This is a genomic window from Acidovorax sp. PRC11 (genome assembly GCF_031844105.1).
Lineage (GTDB): Bacteria > Pseudomonadota > Gammaproteobacteria > Burkholderiales > Burkholderiaceae_C > Paracidovorax.
In genome coordinates this window covers 57,881-72,939 of sequence record NZ_JAUZUQ010000019.1, presented here as the reverse complement: position 1 = coordinate 72,939, position 15,059 = coordinate 57,881, and the positions used below count along the sequence as shown (strand labels likewise).

13 protein-coding genes are annotated in these 15,059 nt (G+C 60.3%); 2 read left to right on the top strand and 11 right to left on the bottom strand.

Features of this window, described 5'->3' with window-relative positions; translation table 11 throughout:
• Nucleotides 1-17: 17 nt before the first annotated feature.
• The 8 genes from Q9R47_RS19155 to Q9R47_RS19120 are packed head-to-tail and all read right to left on the bottom strand — an operon-like array spanning nucleotide 18 to nucleotide 9,792.
• Complete coding sequence (locus Q9R47_RS19155; protein ID WP_012204568.1) at nucleotides 18-932, bottom strand: LysR family transcriptional regulator; 915 nt, start codon at nucleotides 930-932, stop codon at nucleotides 18-20.
• A gap of 42 nt (nucleotides 933-974) precedes the next feature.
• Nucleotides 975-1,397 carry a diacylglycerol kinase gene (locus Q9R47_RS19150; RefSeq protein ID WP_012204569.1) on the bottom strand — a complete coding sequence of 141 codons (423 nt, stop codon included), beginning with the start codon at nucleotides 1,395-1,397 and terminating at the stop codon, nucleotides 975-977.
• An 11-nt stretch (nucleotides 1,398-1,408) separates the two neighbouring features.
• Complete coding sequence (locus Q9R47_RS19145) at nucleotides 1,409-3,052, bottom strand: phosphoethanolamine transferase (protein ID WP_046984619.1); 1,644 nt, start codon at nucleotides 3,050-3,052, stop codon at nucleotides 1,409-1,411.
• Nucleotides 3,053-3,078: 26 nt separating this feature from the next.
• Nucleotides 3,079-3,867, bottom strand: coding sequence for a phosphatase PAP2 family protein (locus Q9R47_RS19140; RefSeq protein ID WP_227472611.1), 789 nt, complete (start codon nucleotides 3,865-3,867; stop codon nucleotides 3,079-3,081).
• A complete protein-coding gene (locus Q9R47_RS19135) occupies nucleotides 3,848-5,146 on the bottom strand; it encodes a TolC family protein (protein ID WP_230391045.1) in 1,299 nt (432 codons plus the stop codon). The genes Q9R47_RS19140 and Q9R47_RS19135 overlap by 20 nt, the downstream gene beginning before the upstream one ends.
• Complete coding sequence (locus Q9R47_RS19130) at nucleotides 5,143-5,463, bottom strand: DUF3240 family protein (RefSeq protein WP_003056157.1); 321 nt, start codon at nucleotides 5,461-5,463, stop codon at nucleotides 5,143-5,145. Before Q9R47_RS19130 ends, Q9R47_RS19135 begins: the two co-directional genes overlap by 4 nt.
• Complete coding sequence (locus tag Q9R47_RS19125; protein ID WP_043371994.1) at nucleotides 5,460-8,555, bottom strand: efflux RND transporter permease subunit; 3,096 nt, start codon at nucleotides 8,553-8,555, stop codon at nucleotides 5,460-5,462. The genes Q9R47_RS19130 and Q9R47_RS19125 overlap by 4 nt, the downstream gene beginning before the upstream one ends.
• Nucleotides 8,556-8,568: 13 nt before the next feature.
• A complete protein-coding gene (locus tag Q9R47_RS19120) occupies nucleotides 8,569-9,792 on the bottom strand; it encodes an efflux RND transporter periplasmic adaptor subunit (protein ID WP_043376323.1) in 1,224 nt (407 codons plus the stop codon).
• 321 nt (nucleotides 9,793-10,113) lie between these two features.
• Between Q9R47_RS19120 and Q9R47_RS19115 the strand changes: the two genes are divergently transcribed.
• Together Q9R47_RS19115 and Q9R47_RS19110 are read left to right on the top strand one after the other, a co-directional pair.
• Nucleotides 10,114-10,665: a cytochrome b gene (locus Q9R47_RS19115; RefSeq protein ID WP_033460303.1), complete on the top strand. Its 552-nt coding sequence runs from the start codon at nucleotides 10,114-10,116 to the stop codon at nucleotides 10,663-10,665.
• Nucleotides 10,666-10,706: 41 nt separating this feature from the next.
• Complete coding sequence (locus Q9R47_RS19110) at nucleotides 10,707-11,414, top strand: VIT family protein (protein ID WP_021028154.1); 708 nt, start codon at nucleotides 10,707-10,709, stop codon at nucleotides 11,412-11,414.
• 13 nt (nucleotides 11,415-11,427) lie between these two features.
• Here Q9R47_RS19110 and Q9R47_RS19105 read toward each other — a convergent pair whose 3' ends face one another.
• The 3 genes from Q9R47_RS19105 to Q9R47_RS19095 are packed head-to-tail and all read right to left on the bottom strand — an operon-like array spanning nucleotide 11,428 to nucleotide 14,867.
• Complete coding sequence (locus Q9R47_RS19105) at nucleotides 11,428-12,840, bottom strand: HAMP domain-containing sensor histidine kinase (RefSeq protein ID WP_003056166.1); 1,413 nt, start codon at nucleotides 12,838-12,840, stop codon at nucleotides 11,428-11,430.
• Between the two features lie 3 nt (nucleotides 12,841-12,843).
• Nucleotides 12,844-13,509, bottom strand: coding sequence for a response regulator transcription factor (locus tag Q9R47_RS19100; protein ID WP_003056167.1), 666 nt, complete (start codon nucleotides 13,507-13,509; stop codon nucleotides 12,844-12,846).
• A gap of 14 nt (nucleotides 13,510-13,523) precedes the next feature.
• Nucleotides 13,524-14,867 carry a ferric reductase-like transmembrane domain-containing protein gene (locus Q9R47_RS19095; protein ID WP_311234718.1) on the bottom strand — a complete coding sequence of 448 codons (1,344 nt, stop codon included), beginning with the start codon at nucleotides 14,865-14,867 and terminating at the stop codon, nucleotides 13,524-13,526.
• Nucleotides 14,868-15,059: the final 192 nt, after the last annotated feature.

Below are 15,059 nucleotides of genomic sequence, written 5' to 3'. Positions count from 1 at the left end.
TCCTTTCGTCGGATGGTTCAGGCATCGTCGGCAGCGTCGATACCGTCTGCCGAATCAATGAAGGCCACACGCTCGATGAACCGAGCCAGCATCTCGGACGGCTCCGCATCGCGGCGTAGCAGATAGGTCGTAAGCATGTATGGCTTGCCTGCCAAGCGGCGGGCCACGACACCCGGCTCGCGGCTGGAGGCGATATGCGCCTCGCCCGCTAGGCCCAAAGCCAGGCCAGCGGAAACCAGCGTCATCATCACGTCGAAGGTTGCCACGCGCTGCGCAATCAGCGGCTCCTGATCGAGCTTGCGCAGAAAACGATCGATCTGCCGCGCGTGGCCTTCGCAGACCGCCGGGTCGCCCAGTGCCAACGGATAGCGCAGCACTTCTTTCAGCGGAACCTGTTTGAAGGCGAGCACGGGATGGCGGGCTGGCACCGCTACCATCAGTTCATCTTCCCAAGCAGGTGTGACCAAGATCCCATCGCCTCCATCCTCTGCCATCGAAAAACCTACGTCATACAGATCTTCATGCAAACCCTTGATCTGCAGCCCGAGCGGCACCTCAAACAGACGCATCTCAACTTCAGGGTCCTCTTCACGGCATCGCGCCAGCAAAGTTGACAATCGTGTGGGTGTTACACCATCAGACAAGGCAATGCGTAACTGGCCTAAAAATCCGTTGGTGGCCGACTTGACGCCATCACGGGCCTGATCCAATGCGGTAAAAATGCGCGGGACATGCTCCAAAAGCTGTCGCCCGGCACGGGTTAGTTGAGTGCTTCGGGTAGTACGAATGAATAAACGAGCACCAAGTTCCTCTTCTAATTCTTTGATAGTGCGTGAAAGTGGAGATTGGTCGATATGTAGTCGTTCAGCGGCGCGAGCGAAATGAAGTTCCTCCGCAACGATGAGAAAGCAGCGAAGATGTCGAAGCTCCATTGTGCTCACTCCACTTTAATTCGTCTAATTTCATTTGCGCGGCTAATTAATCAGCCTTTGCCAGAGTGCTGACAGCCAAACCCCCCCAGTCAGCAAAGTGGCTAACAGCACGGCAGCGCTTCCCATGTCCTTTGCACGCTTTGATAGCTCATGCCATTGAGGGCCAATACGATCAATCGCCGATTCCACAGCAGTATTGAGTAGCTCCACAATCATCAAAATAAGGATACTTCCTGAGAGAAGAGCGACTTCGACCCATCCCTGCCCCAACCAGAAGGCCAATGGGACCAACACAAAGGAAAATACTGACTCAAGTCTAAAGGCCGGCTCATTCCATCCAGCGCGCAATCCCTGAATTGAGTAATGGGACGCATGCCAAATTCTCAATATTCCTCGGCGAGATTTTTGTTTATTTTCGAATGCGGACATGGAATCAGCTGCGATTGTGTGTTTTTTATCTTTCATGAGAACAACTCTTATATATTCTTATCATCACAGCCAAAGAAAAAATCGAAATTCCTATCGTACTCACTTGTTTTAACCTGCATTAGCCCCAAGACAGACGAAAACAATGCGTCGTGATTCGCATAAGAGCGGGCTCGCTCACTCAAACAGCCAATATTCAGCCCTCGACTTTGAGTAAACGTTGAAGAGAACCACATAACCAAAGGAACACGAGTCTGCTCTTGTGGAGCAATCGCATAAGGCATGCCGTGCAGAAAAAGTCCCTTCTCGCCCAGGGATTCGCCGTGATCCGAGACGAATATCATAGCTGTGTCGTAGTCGGAAAGGCCCTGCAATTTTTTAATGACTTGGGTTAGGAAATGATCTGTGTAGAGAATAGCGTTGTCGTAGCTATTCACAATCTGTTCGCGGGTGCATTTCCCCATTTCCGGTGTGTCGCATGTTGGGATGAATTTTCGATACGCTGCTGGGTATCGTTGAAAGTAGCTGGGGCCATGATTTCCAAGCTGGTGCAAAAAAATCACACGATCACCGGGATTTTTGCGAGCCTGAGCTGGTAAGTCTTCAAGCAAAATCTCATCGAAACACCGACCATCAACGCATAAAGAGGAACTTTGTGCATTCCCTAGGCTTTGATATTCGAGACCATCGCACACCCCTTTGCAACCTGACTGGTTATCTCTCCATAAGGTGGTAATACCGGCGCGCTCCAGAACATGCAGTAAGGATTGGTGTGAGCGAATCTTGTCTTCATCGTAGTTTCGGCGACCAAAGGACGAGAACATGCAAGGCACAGAAACCTCGGTATTAGTTCCACAGGAGTGCATGTCGGAGAAATTGATCACACCCATCTGAGTCAATTGAGGCGTTGTTTCGCGTGCATAGCCGTTCAATCCCCAGTTTTGGGCGCGAGCCGTCTCGCCTACGACAAAGACTAATAAACGTGGCCGACTGCCTTCGGGCCTGACTGTTGCAACGGCATCAGCTCCAATGGGTATTTTTTCGGCGGACTGCGTGATAGAGGAACCTGTCAGTGCCTTCGGCAAACCCACCAGATAGTTTCCCGGTGTAATCAAGTATCGCACTTCGCGATGATTTCTCATCAGTGCGGACATGTCCTGAAATGACAGCATGACACCGCCCGAAATCATCAGTGTCGAAAACAGCATCAATCCCATACGCCACACGGTTGCTTTCAGCCAAGTACGCCCGAGCAATCGGATTCGCCAAAGAAAAATAATCGGAACTACTGCCAGTAGGCTTAGTGGAGCAATCAATGCAGGCGTCAGTAGCTCGCGACTTTCCTTGAAGTCTGTGGCTAGAACATTGCGCAACATGCTCGAATCGAGGTAGATATGAAAGCTGCGCATGTAATGTGTTGCGAGGGCAGAGGCAACAAAAAGCACCGCAAGTAAAACCTTGGCATTCCAGCGCCACACAACCAAACTCAACAGCAGACTGTGAATTCCCACCAGAAACAGCAGTACGGATGTACCCATGCGTAAGCTGGACTGGACGCCTAAGGCGCTACTCCAAAATAGACCATTGCAGGCTAGTGCAAAGAAAATACTGGTCATCAAGATCAGCCACTCGACGCTGCATTGTGGTCGCCAATGGCTTAGGTCCTTGAGGTTTGCAGTTCTGAATCGCGGCATCAGACCGAGAGCCTGTTTGAAAGTTCTCATGCTTGGAACCCCGATGAATAGACATCGCCTGAGCCATCAACAAACCAGCGTTGCCAGACCATGAAAAGACCCAAGGCAACGACCCAACAAATCAGGAGCGTCCACAAGTCATGGGAAAGGAAGTGGGCTCCGCGCACCTGCTGGGTCCATCCAAAGATGGCACCTATCATCAAACTTGCAGCCAAGGCCATCCAACGCCAGGCAGGACGAACCATCAAGGTAAAGAAATATAGGCTGACCCATGCATATCCGGCACTTGCATGCCCTGCGGGAAAGCACACACCGCGCGGCATACCGGGCGGGCGTGTTTCAAACAGGCCCACAAACACTCGCGCTCCGCCATAGCGCACCAAGTTCCAGGGGCAATCCATGTTAGTGAACGATTTCAGCGCCGAAACCGTCAGTGCCCCGATCAAGTACGCACAAAAAAGATACAGTAGCGGCCAGCGTAGGTATGCCGAGCATTTGTTGCTACGTTTTTTTCTCCAAGCCCAGATGCACGTTGCTGCAACCGCAATTGCCAGGAAGGTGGAAAGATTCTTCCCACCACGATGCAGCAGGTTGCTGGTTAGCCAGGCATCCCGCAAAGCCCATCGGCTGCCCTGCAAGCGATAGAGATGATCGGCGACCCAGAAGTCCCCACCGCCATCCATCAATAGACTGCTGATGATCAGCGCCGCACCCGCTGGTAGCGCTAAATGAGTGATTAAGAATCGAGGTGCGAATGGTGCGTTGGATAGTGGGGCGTTGCCCAGTAGTCGGGATTCATTGAGGGGCATCGGCATGTGCCCCCTTCGAATGCCACAGCGCATGCGCATCGATACGCACCAGTGCTGACGCTTGCAGCGCATCGATGCGAGCCTGTGCCTCACCGAGGCGTGTCTGGCGCAGGTTTCGCAACGTCAAGAGGTATTCGGCCAAGGGGGCCTCTCCCAGTTCCCAAGCTCGCCGCGTGCGGTTGCTGGCCGTGGTCTGCGCGGCCAGCGCCTGCGCGAATGACTGCCACTGCGTGCGCTTACTTTCAGCTGCCTGCGCGGCTACCCACGCACTTTGCTCCACCGCGCGCCGCACGCCGAGCGCCTCTGCCTCTGCGGCAGCTGCGTTGGCGCTTTCCGTGGCAGCCATTGCACTGCGATAGTCAGTGCCAAATGGCACCGTCAGGACAACGCCAATGACACGTTCCGTCCCACCGCGTTCAGACATCATCCGTACCCCGACTGTGGGGTCGGGCGTGCGGTTGGCGCGAGCTCGCTCGGCCACCTTGGCAAGGCGCGCTGCCTCTCCATCGGCAATGCCGATTTCGACGCTTTGTCGCACAATTCGCGCCAGCCACTCCTGTACCCCGCCCGGCAAAGGATCGGGATCTGGCAGCGTGGATGGCCGCGCGGGAGTCTCAATGCCCGGGAACTCGATCACCATCGTTTGTCGTGCTGCCCGTTCTGCGTCGCGCGCAGCGCTAACCTGGGCTGCAAGCATCGCGCGTTCGGCTTGCAGAACGTCGCTGTCCCGCTGCGCTGCATCGCCCAGGGCCACGCGGCGGGCCATTGCTTCCTGCTCACGTCTAAGCAACTTTTCCTGAGCTTGCATCTCGTCGGCTACGACGAAACTGCGCAGCCATCCGGCCCAGACTTCCAACAGTCGCCTTGCCATTTGGTGCTCGGCATCTTCAAGGCGCATATCGGCCACCCTACGGGTGCGGCTGCCGATGTCCCGATCTATACGCGCCTTGTTTGGCAAGCGAACAGCACGGCTGAGCTGGATTTCCCATTCGTTGTAGCGACGCGCTTCGTTGGTCACGTTGCGACGTTGTAGGCCACTACTGAGTTCAAATTCGTGGCTACCGGCTTCAAGGGCGCTTTGCGTGGCGGCCGCCGCGTCCAAGCGAGCGGCTGCGGCATTCACGACCGGCTGGATTTTTATCGCCGCTTCGACTTGCGCCTGCGCAGGCAGCCACGAAAGATCATCGGCGCGCGCTTGCGCGGGATGAAATGTCAAAGCCGCGATAGCCACCATGACGGCACCAGTCGGTAGTACCAGGCTGCATCCTTTGTTTTTACTCGTCATACCAGTCTTCCACTTGCCAACACCGACTCCACCCACCAGCGGACATCGCTAGACGCGATGCGCTGGCGCAGATGCGCCAGGACCTGTTCCAGTTGTTCATATTCGATCAACACCCAAATGACGCGCCGATCCACACGGCCGCGAACCTTCTCGCGAATGGACGCGCGCGCGAAGTCGCCGGTATGCCCTTCGGCGTGCAACAGGGTGAACCCTGGCAGCACCGGGTCGGCCATCAGGGCATCGGTGACGGCGTCTTCGAGCGTGGGTGGAAACACCAGATTCAGGCGCACCAGTTGCGCTTCTTTCAATCCGTTCATGCGTGGACTCCTTGTTGTGAGGAGATGGCCTGGCCGAATCGCCGGTACAGCACCGGCAGCAGGACCAGGGTCAGCGCAGTGGAACTGACCAGTCCGCCAATCACCACGATGGCGAGTGGGCGCTGGATCTCAGAGCCAGGGCCACTGGCCAGCAGCAGGGGCACTAGGCCAAAGGCGGTGATGGAAGCCGTCATCAGCACGGGGCGCAACCGTCGCAGCGAACCTTCGCGCACCACCTGTTCCATGGGCAGGCCTAGCGCGTGCAGGTGGTTGAAGTGCGTCATCAGCACCAATCCGTTGAGCACGGCGATGCCCAGCAGCGCGATGAAGCCGACCGAAGCAGGCACCGACAGGTACTGCCCCGACAGCCACAGCGCCGCCACGCCGCCGACCATGGCAAACGGCACGTTGCCGAGGATGAGCGCGGCCTGCCGCACCGAGCCGAAGGTCATGAACAGCACGAAGAAAATCAGCCCCAGGGCCACCGGCACCACCATGCCAAGGCGGGCCGCTGCGCGTTGCTGGTTCTCGAACTGCCCGCCCCATTCGACGCGGTAGCCGGGCGGCAGCGGCACGTCGCGCGCTACGGCGGCGCGCGCTTCATCCACGAAGCCGACAAGATCGCGCCCGCTCACGCTGGACTGGATCAGCGCGAAGCGCGAGCCGTTCTCGCGCCGCACCAGCACGGGGCCATCAGTGGTGGCGATGCGCGCCAGCGAGGTCAAGGGGATTTCGCCCTGATCGCCGCGGGCGAGCTGCAAGTCCTTGAAGCGCTCGGCCGAGCCGCGCAGGCGGGCGTCGCCGCGCACCACGATCGGCGTGCGCCTGTCCGGCTCAATCACCAGCCCGGCCGGAACGCCTTCGAGTTGCGCGCGCAACTCGTCCTGAACCTGTGTCACGGCCAGCCCGGCGCGCCCCGCCGCCTGCGCATCCACCTTCACCTGCAGGTATTCCACGCTGTCGCTGGCCTGGGTGAGCACGTCGCGCGCACCGGGCACTTTCTCGATGCGAGCGGCCATGCGCTGCGCCAGATCGCCCAGTGTTTGCAGGTCAGGGCCGAACAGCTTGACGGCCACGTCGCCCCGGCTGCCGGTGAGCATTTCCGAGATGCGCATCTCGATGGGCTGGGTAAAGCCGAATTCCAGGCCGGGGAAGGCATCCATCACCTTGCGTATCTCGGCACTCAACGCGTCCTTGTCGGCTGCATGCCAATCCTTGCGCGGTGCGAGCTGCATGAACAGGTCGGTTTCGTTCAGGCCCATCGGGTCGAGCCCCAGCTCGTCGGAGCCCACCCGCCCGATGCTGTGCCGCACCTCGGGCACCGCCGCACCGATGGCCTTCTGCACCGCCAGGTCAATCTCCAGCGAGCGCTGCAACCCAATGGACGGGGGTTTTTGCAGTTGCAGCAGGATATCGCCCTCGTCCATCGTCGGCATGAACGCCTTGCCCGTGCCAAGGTAGGCCACCACACCCAATGCCAGGGCCGCGATGGCGACCGCCGATGCGCGTAGCGGGTGGTGAAGCGCAGCCTCCAGCAGCGGTTGGTACAGGCGCGTGGCCCAGCGCATCACCCACGGCTCGGTGTGAGCATGTTCCTTGAGCAGCAGCGAGGCCAGCACCGGCACCAGCGTGAGCGACAGCAGCAGCGAGACGCCCAGGGCGAATACGATGGTCAGCGCCACCGGCACAAACAGTTTGCCTTCCAACCCTTGCAGTGTGAGCAGGGGCATGAAGGTCAGACAGATGATGAGGATGCCCGAGGCCACAGGCATGGCGACCTCGCGCGCCGCGGCGAATATGCGGTGCAGGCGCGGCTGGTGCGCACTGGGCGCGTGCGGGTCGAGCCGACTGACGGCGTTTTCCACCACCACTACGGCAGCGTCCACCAGCATGCCGATGGCGATCGCGAGGCCCCCCAAGCTCATCAGGTTGGCGCTCATGCCGACCAGACGCATCAGCAAGAAGGTGCCCAGTGCCGCCAAAGGCACCATCACCGCCACAACCAGCGCGGCGCGAAGCTCGCCGAGGAACAGAAGCAGCAGGATAACGACCAGTACCGTCGCTTCCAGCAAGGCGCTTTCCACCGTGCCCACGGCGCGCTCGATCAGCGTGCTGCGGTCATAGAACGGCACCACCTTGACGCCGGGCGGCAGGCTGGGAGTCACCTCGTCCAGCCGGGCTCGAATGGCTTTGACCAGCGCCGAGGCATCGGCCCCGCGCAGCGCCACCACGATGCCTTCCACCGCTTCGCCCGCGCCGTCCCGGGTGACGGCGCCATATCGCGTCACGCCTTCGATGCGCACCTGGGCCACGTCGCCCAGGCGAACTGGGGCCGTACCATTGGCCCCCGCGCGCAGGATCAGACGGGATAAATCGTCCAAAGTGTGGATCGCGCCTTCGGCGCGCACGATCAGCGTGTCTTCGCCTGCATCCAGGCGGCCCGCACCGTCATTGCGGTTGTTGCGGCCGATCGCCGTGATGACATCAGAGAAGCTGAGGCTCGCAGCGGAAAGCCGTGCGCGATCCGGCACCACAGCAAAGCTCTTGGCTTCTCCACCCAGCACGTTGACATCAGCAACACCGGGCAGCGTGCGCAGGGCCGGGCGCAGCGTCCAGTCCAGCAGGGCGCGGCGCTCGCTCAACGTGAGGCCACCGCCTTCGATGGTGAACATGAACACGTCCGACAGCGGTGTCGAAATCGGCGCCAGCCCGCCGCTGACGCCTTCGGGCAGGCTGCCCGAAACGCCGGCATAGCGTTCAGCCACCTGCTGACGCGCCCAGTAGATGTCGCTGCCTTCGGCAAAGTCCACCGTGATGTCGGCGATGGCGTACTTGGCCGTGGAGCGCAACATCACGCCCCGGGGCACGCCGAGCAACTCCATCTCCAGCGGCGTGATCACGCGCGACTCCACCTCCTCAGGCGTCATGCCAGGAGCCTTGATAATCAGCTTGACCTGCGTGGGGGAAATATCCGGATAGGCGTCGATCGGCAGTTGCAGGAAGGCCGCTAGGCCCGCACCCGCCAAAGCCAGCACGCCAAGCAGTACCAGCGCACGTTGGCGCAGGGAAAATTCAATCAGACGGGACAACATGCGTGGTCGCCCCTCATTGCAATGGAATCATGGATTTGAGCAGTGCCGTACCGCGCACGACGACCTGCATGCCTGCCGCAAGCGGCGCAGTGTCTGGCGAGACTGCACGCACGGCGCTTGACGCCTCTGATTCGTCTTGCCCCAGCAGTTGCACCGGAACAGCGCGGACGCGTAGGTCGCCTTGCTTGTCTTGCGATGACGGCTCAGCAACGTAGACCACGTGGGCGCTGCCCGCTGGCAGCAGTGCGGCCGATGGCACGCTCAAGGTGCCCTGCGGTGCTGGCAGCAACAGCGCGACACTGATCTGCTGCCCGGCCGCATAGCGGTCTGCCCCTGCCTGATCTGCATCGACGCGGGCACGTACCCGCAGGCTCTGACTACTGAGGTCAGTGTCGCCACCAACAGCCGTCACGCGAGCGATCGTGCCATCGGGAAGACGCACTTCCAAGCCTGGGTGGAGATCTGAGCGCCAGCGCAGCGGAACCGCGACGCTGACATCCAGCGGGCCAGGCTGAGCCACTATAAAGGCGATGTCGAGCGGCGCGACCGCCTGCCCGAGGCTCAGGTGACGACGCATCACCCGCCCGGACAAAGGCGCCAGCAATTCATACTCGCCGGCCTGCCCGCCGCTAACGGGTCGAAGCCGTGCGAGGGCGCCATTGGCCTCTTGCAACGTACTTTGCGCAGCCGCTGCGCGCGCCTGAGTTTGCTCGTTGCGCGCGGCGGGGATGATGCCCTCGGCGAGCAGGGCAGCATCGCGCCTGGCCTGCGTGGCGGCTGCGGTCGCGTCCGTGCGGGCACGCGCCAGATCGGCTTGCGCCGCCAGAACATCCTTGCTCTGGATGCGCGCCAAAGCCTGTCCTTGGCGCACTGCGGCACCTTCATCGACCAGAACGCGCGTCACCACACCGCCATAGGGTGCCACAACCTGCGCGCTGGCCGAGAGCGGTGCCACGGTCTGCGCGGGCAAGCCATCCAGCGGTATTGCTGCGGCGTCCTTGACGATGGCGGTTTCCACGCCCTGCGCGCGGAGTTGAGCGGCGTTGAGCTGAACGCTGCCAGCACTCGGCTGGGCGACGGCTTCGTTCGCGTCTTTATCGGCTACGGTTGTCTGCTGCGTTGCCCAAGCCCACCAGCCGTACCCTACGGCAGCCAGAACTGCCACACCGACGGCGGACAGGGCCAAGGTCTTGGTTCGGCTGGAGGTGCCCGCCGCTTTCAAGGTCGGGAAGCTCATGCTTGTGCCGCCCCAAATGACGTAGAGCAGAGTAGAGAGCACACAGCGCGAATTGAAAATTCGTCGCATATGAAGCGGTGCGCGAGGTTAATGAGGCGAAACATGCGGTCGATCTCTTGTAAAGATCAGCTCATGTTCTTCGGTGAAGCTTTGAGAAAGCTTTGGAGAAAGCGAAATTTTCTCTGTACGATCTATTCAGAAAAAAACCGCTTGTCTTGAGCCACAAGCTGCCGGCAAGTTGACTTCTCAGTCACTTGATCCGATAGCCAGGATAGCCAGCGGTTCGCTTTTTTGCCATCTCAAACATCGGGGCCATGCGCCATGGACATCAAGAATTCCGAATACCGTTTCAGTCCCTTGGTCATAGGCTTGCACTGGCTGACCGTGATTCTCATCATTGCGGTCTATGCGAGCATGGAATTGCGCGGACTGGCACCCAAGGGAGCCTTGAGAGACGCCATGAAGTCCTTGCACTACCTGCTGGGCCTCAGCGTTCTGGTGATCGTCGTGATCCGTATCGGGGTGCGCATCCAGGCGGGCGTGAAGCCCGCGATCCAACCACCCATGCCACGCTGGCAGGCCACGCTCGCCGATGGCATGCACTATGCGCTCTACAGCTTCATGCTCGCCATGCCGCTGCTCGGATGGCTCACCTTGAGTGCGGCGGGCAAGCCGATTGTTCTGTTTGGCTTGCCCGTTCCCTCTCTGATCGGCACCGACGTTGCTTTGTCGCGCCAACTCAAGGATGTCCATGAGGCGCTGGCGACATTGGGCTATGTCTTGATCGGATTGCATGCGATGGCGGCGCTGTTGCACCACTACGTCATGCGTGACAACACACTGGTTCGCATGCTTCCCGGTCATCGCACCTGAACTGCTGGCCTTGGGCTGCTTCACATGGATTTGATTTTTCAATGACAAAATTTCATCATCGCGCTCACCCTGAAAGTCATCGCACTGAACATATCGGATGGCTACGCGCAGCTGTTCTGGGTGCCAATGACGGCATCATTTCCACGGCCAGCCTAGTTGCAGGCGTGGCTGCGGCCCATGCAAGCCATGCCAGCATCATGACCACGGCCATCGCGGGGTTGGTAGCCGGTGCCATGTCCATGGCTGCAGGCGAATTCGTATCGGTCTATTCACAAGCTGATACGGAGAAGGCGGATCTGGCGCGGGAACGTGATGAACTGAAGAACAGTCCGGAAGCCGAACATCGCGAACTCACGGCCATCTATGTTCGGCGTGGCCTGGATCATCGACTCGCGGATCAGGTCGCCACGCAATTGATGGCGCATGATGCGTTGGGCGCGCACGCGCGCGATGAATTGGGCATTTCTGAAACCTTGAGCGCTCGCCCGCTGCAAGCCGCCATGGCGTCCGCTGGAAGCTTCGCCGTGGGTGCGGCCATGCCGCTGGCCGTGGTTCTGTTGGCGCCGGAGCAGAGCCTGCTCTATTGGATCGTCGCGACGGCGATTGTCTTCCTGGCCCTGCTCGGCGCTGCGGCTGCTGCCGTGGGTGGTACGCCGCTGTTCAAAAGTGCACTGCGCGTCGCGTTCTGGGGCACATTTGCCATGGCGGTGACAGCGGGCGTGGGAGCCATGTTCGGCACCGCGGTGTAAATCTGCGTCAATCTCAGAGCAGCGCTGGCCAAGGGCCAAGCCGCGCGGACAGCCGACCGTTGTCCAGTGAGAACGCCAGCGGCAGGTCTATGGCATGCGCGAGCGCCAGGGCCAGTGCAAGTCCCAACCCGGCGTGGTGCGCCGTGCCACCTTCGGAATCCTTGCGCCAGAAGCGAAGGCCGAATTGATCCAGATCGGATGCCAGCAAATTGGGAGCTGTGTTGACGATGGTCAACATCCAGCCGGAAGCTTCGCGCTCCAGCCCGCATTGAATGTCGTCGCCTTCGGGCGCGTATTCAATGGCATTGCGCAAGAGGTTGGAGACGATGCGTTCGATCACGCCCTGATCACTTTGCACCCATGCCGATTCAGGCAAAGTCACGCGGATGGGTGACTTGGGTGCCATTTGCTGGACGTTAAGTCCCGCCAGCAACTCTCGCAGCAAAGCAGTTAGATCCAGAGGATCCAGCGCCATTGTGTGTTGGCCGGACTCAAGTCGCGCCAACAACAGCAGAGTGTCCACACTGCGCTGCATGCGTGAACTGGCCTGGATCATTGCATTCAGGGCGCGCTGGATTCGGGCCGGGTCGGCATCGATCAAAGCGCTTTCTGCGCTGATGCGGATTTCCGCCAGGGGCGTGCGCAACTCGTGGGCCACATCGCGGGAGAAGCGGCGCTCGCGGACAATGGCCACATACAGGTGATGCAAGCCCTGATTGAAGGCTTCGGCAAATGGACGCAGTTCACGGGGAAAGTCCGCTCCGATCCGCGCAATCGGCCGATCCGAACGCAGATCGGCCAGTTGCTCGCCGACCCGCTCCAGCATGACCACGATATGCCGAACCATGAGCAGCGCCAGGCCCGTCGCTAGCAGCGTTGCCAGCACAATACCGCCCAAGAGCGCAAAGTGGATGCGCCGCTCGGTTTGATCCCAATCCCGGCGTTCTGTTGCGACGACTAATAGCTGAGACCTCTCTCCAGTTACCGACACGCGCGTCGCCAGCGCGCGGCCCGCGTGGCCATCCGGAAGTGTCACGTCGTAATAGCGCGGGGTGCCTTGCTCCACCGGGCCAAGCGATAGCTCGGCGCCTGCACTGCTGGGAGAGCGTAGCAAGGCCCGGTGGGTCTGCGAATCGAAGACCGTGAAGAACTCGGTATGCCCGCCAGGCTCATATTCCGGCATGAGGCTTTCGAGCTTTCTCGCATCCAACTCCTGCAGCACGCGCCCCACCGCCGCTGATCGTTGCATCAGGGTGGTATCCATCCGTCGATAGATTTCGTGGTCAATCCAGTAGTCGAGGACGGGAAACAGGATCGCGAAGGTTCCTCCAATGCAGATCACCAAGCTGGCAGCCAGCCGCCGCTGCAAGGACCAGGATCCGCCTTGACTCGCATCAGAAAGGGCTTCGGAATCGGGACGTACCATCGTTCAGGGCAGGATGTAGCCGAAGCCACGGCGTGTCACGATCAGTTCATCCAGGCCGCACAGGGCAAGCTTGGTTCGCAAGGTGCTGACGATCACCTCTACCACTTTGTCCGATGCATCGCTGCGGCTGTCGTACAAATGTTCAAAAATCTGCGAGCGCGACAGCGTGGCGCCGCGCCGACGCAGCAGCAAGTCGAGCAGTCCATACTCCTTCGGCGTGAGCCCAAGATCAATGCACTTGAACCTCGCGATGCGCGAGCGCGGATCGACCTCCAGATCGCCGTGGCGCAGAACTGGAACGTCCCGTTGCGGCGGACGCCGTACTAGCGCCCGCAGGCGAGCCAGCAGTTCGGCTAGCTCGAAGGGTTTTGTCAGGTAGTCATCGGCACCCGCATCCAAGGCCCGCACCCGGTCGTCGAGCAGTTCGCGCGCGGAGAGCACCAACACCGGTGCGGCATGGGCCTCCCGGCCCAATGCGCGCAACACGCCAAAGCCGTCCAGCCGGGGCAGCATCAAGTCCAGAATGATGGCGTCGTACCGGTAGCTGGCAAGAAACTTCAGCGCGGACACGCCATCGGCTGCTGTATCGCAGGCATAGCCTTCCGACTGAAGGCTCTGGCTCAGGGCTTCGGCCAGCGTTTGCGAGTCTTCCACGATCAATACGCGCATGTGCTTTCTTCCATTCAGCGCATCTCGAAAAGCTCCTGGTGGAACGCCTCCGGCTCCAGCCCCTGGGCCAGCAGGTCGGCGCGCAACGCGCGGCCGAAGGCCGTGGGGCCGCAGAACCAGACGCTGGCGTCTTTCCAACCCGGCACCATGGCACGCAGGCGTTCACCCGTCAGGCGACCGTTCTGCTTGTCGATGAGCAAGTGCAGCACAACGCCGGCCGCCTGGCTGTCGGCGCGCAGTTTCTCGATGGCCTGCGGATCAACGTCGCTCGTAGGATGAAACAAATCGACCGGGCGTGCGTCTTGGCCTTTATGCTGCGCCAAATACTTCATGCGCGCAATGAATGGCGTGATACCGATGCCGGCGCCGATCCAGATCTGGCGGGCCTTCTCGTCGTCGAAAGTGAAGCAGCCGTAAGGCCCCTCGACCGTTACCTGGTCGCCTACCCGTAGGCGCTCAGGCAGCCGGCGGGTGTGGTCGCCCAGCGCCTTGGTGATGAAGGTAATGCGCCGGTCTTCCGGCACCCAGGCTGAGGCTAGCGTGTAGGGGTGCGGGCCTTCTTTCGGGTTGGACATGGCGAAGGCAAACTGTCCGGGCCGGTGGCCGGGCCAGCCCGGGTCCATCCGCAGGGTGGTTTCCAGCACGTTCAGCGCAGGGTAGGTCTGCAGCGATTCGATGACACCGTGCGCGGTGCGCTGCGCACCGACTCGGCCCAGCAGCACCCACACCGCCGATACCGTGCCGCTCGCCAGCAGCATAGCCAAAGCCCAGCCCACGGGCTGGGCCCAGTAGGTGAACTGCACCAACACCAAGGTGTGGAAGGCCAGCACCAAGTAGATCGCTGCCATCCAGTGGTGCGTCTTGGCGAACAGCCGGTAGGGAAAGCGCTTAACCAAAGCCAGCACCAGTAGCACGGCGACGGCGTAGAAGGCCCATTCGCCCAAGTCCTCGGCCAGTCCACGCCAGCCACGCAGCGCCGATTCAATGGAGCCCATTGAATCAGCCGTTGCGCGGGGCTTGCGCGCGGGGCGCGTCAGCCAGCCCCAGCCTACGGCCCATTTAGTACCCTGCGCCCACAGCCAGTGTACTGTTGCAGCGGCCAGAGCAGCGATGCCGAGCCACTTGTGCAGGCGGTATATCTTGTCCAGTCCGTTCAAGCTGGGCTCCAGCCACGCCGGGCGCGTGGCCAACATCATCGCCACGGACATCGCGCCGATGGCCAGTACGCCGCTGTATTGAATCCATACCGTTCGCAGGGCGAAGTAGTTGGACTGTGCAGGCCAGAGCGTATCGGTAAAAAGCCATAAAGCGCTCAATGCCAGCGCAAAAAACCAGAACGTCCAAATTATTCTCTTCATCGTGGATTTGCCCCAAATTCTGCGGAAGGCGCATGCGGCACTGGTCGGAAACCATCAATCCATATACGCGATAGCGTGCCTTTGAATGTGGCCGTGTATCCGAAATTACAGATAATTCTAATTTTGACATCCCAACCTTTGGTAACGCTTTGGATTGATCACCCATCTATGGATAAAATCTAATTTTGCCCA

Bases quoted from the DNA above. Each gene is read 5' to 3' on its own strand.
- Q9R47_RS19155 (WP_012204568.1), bottom strand. From the start codon at position 932: ATGGAGCTTCGACATCTTCGCTGCTTTCTCATCGTTGCGGAGGAACTT.
- Q9R47_RS19150 (WP_012204569.1), bottom strand. From the start codon at position 1,397: ATGAAAGATAAAAAACACACAATCGCAGCTGATTCCATGTCCGCATTC.
- Q9R47_RS19145 (WP_046984619.1), bottom strand. From the start codon at position 3,052: ATGCCGCGATTCAGAACTGCAAACCTCAAGGACCTAAGCCATTGGCGA.
- Q9R47_RS19140 (WP_227472611.1), bottom strand. From the start codon at position 3,867: ATGCCGATGCCCCTCAATGAATCCCGACTACTGGGCAACGCCCCACTA.
- Q9R47_RS19135 (WP_230391045.1), bottom strand. From the start codon at position 5,146: ATGACGAGTAAAAACAAAGGATGCAGCCTGGTACTACCGACTGGTGCC.
- Q9R47_RS19130 (WP_003056157.1), bottom strand. From the start codon at position 5,463: ATGAACGGATTGAAAGAAGCGCAACTGGTGCGCCTGAATCTGGTGTTT.
- Q9R47_RS19125 (WP_043371994.1), bottom strand. From the start codon at position 8,555: ATGTTGTCCCGTCTGATTGAATTTTCCCTGCGCCAACGTGCGCTGGTA.
- Q9R47_RS19120 (WP_043376323.1), bottom strand. From the start codon at position 9,792: ATGAGCTTCCCGACCTTGAAAGCGGCGGGCACCTCCAGCCGAACCAAG.
- Q9R47_RS19115 (WP_033460303.1), top strand. From the start codon at position 10,114: ATGGACATCAAGAATTCCGAATACCGTTTCAGTCCCTTGGTCATAGGC.
- Q9R47_RS19110 (WP_021028154.1), top strand. From the start codon at position 10,707: ATGACAAAATTTCATCATCGCGCTCACCCTGAAAGTCATCGCACTGAA.
- Q9R47_RS19105 (WP_003056166.1), bottom strand. From the start codon at position 12,840: ATGGTACGTCCCGATTCCGAAGCCCTTTCTGATGCGAGTCAAGGCGGA.
- Q9R47_RS19100 (WP_003056167.1), bottom strand. From the start codon at position 13,509: ATGCGCGTATTGATCGTGGAAGACTCGCAAACGCTGGCCGAAGCCCTG.
- Q9R47_RS19095 (WP_311234718.1), bottom strand. From the start codon at position 14,867: ATGAAGAGAATAATTTGGACGTTCTGGTTTTTTGCGCTGGCATTGAGC.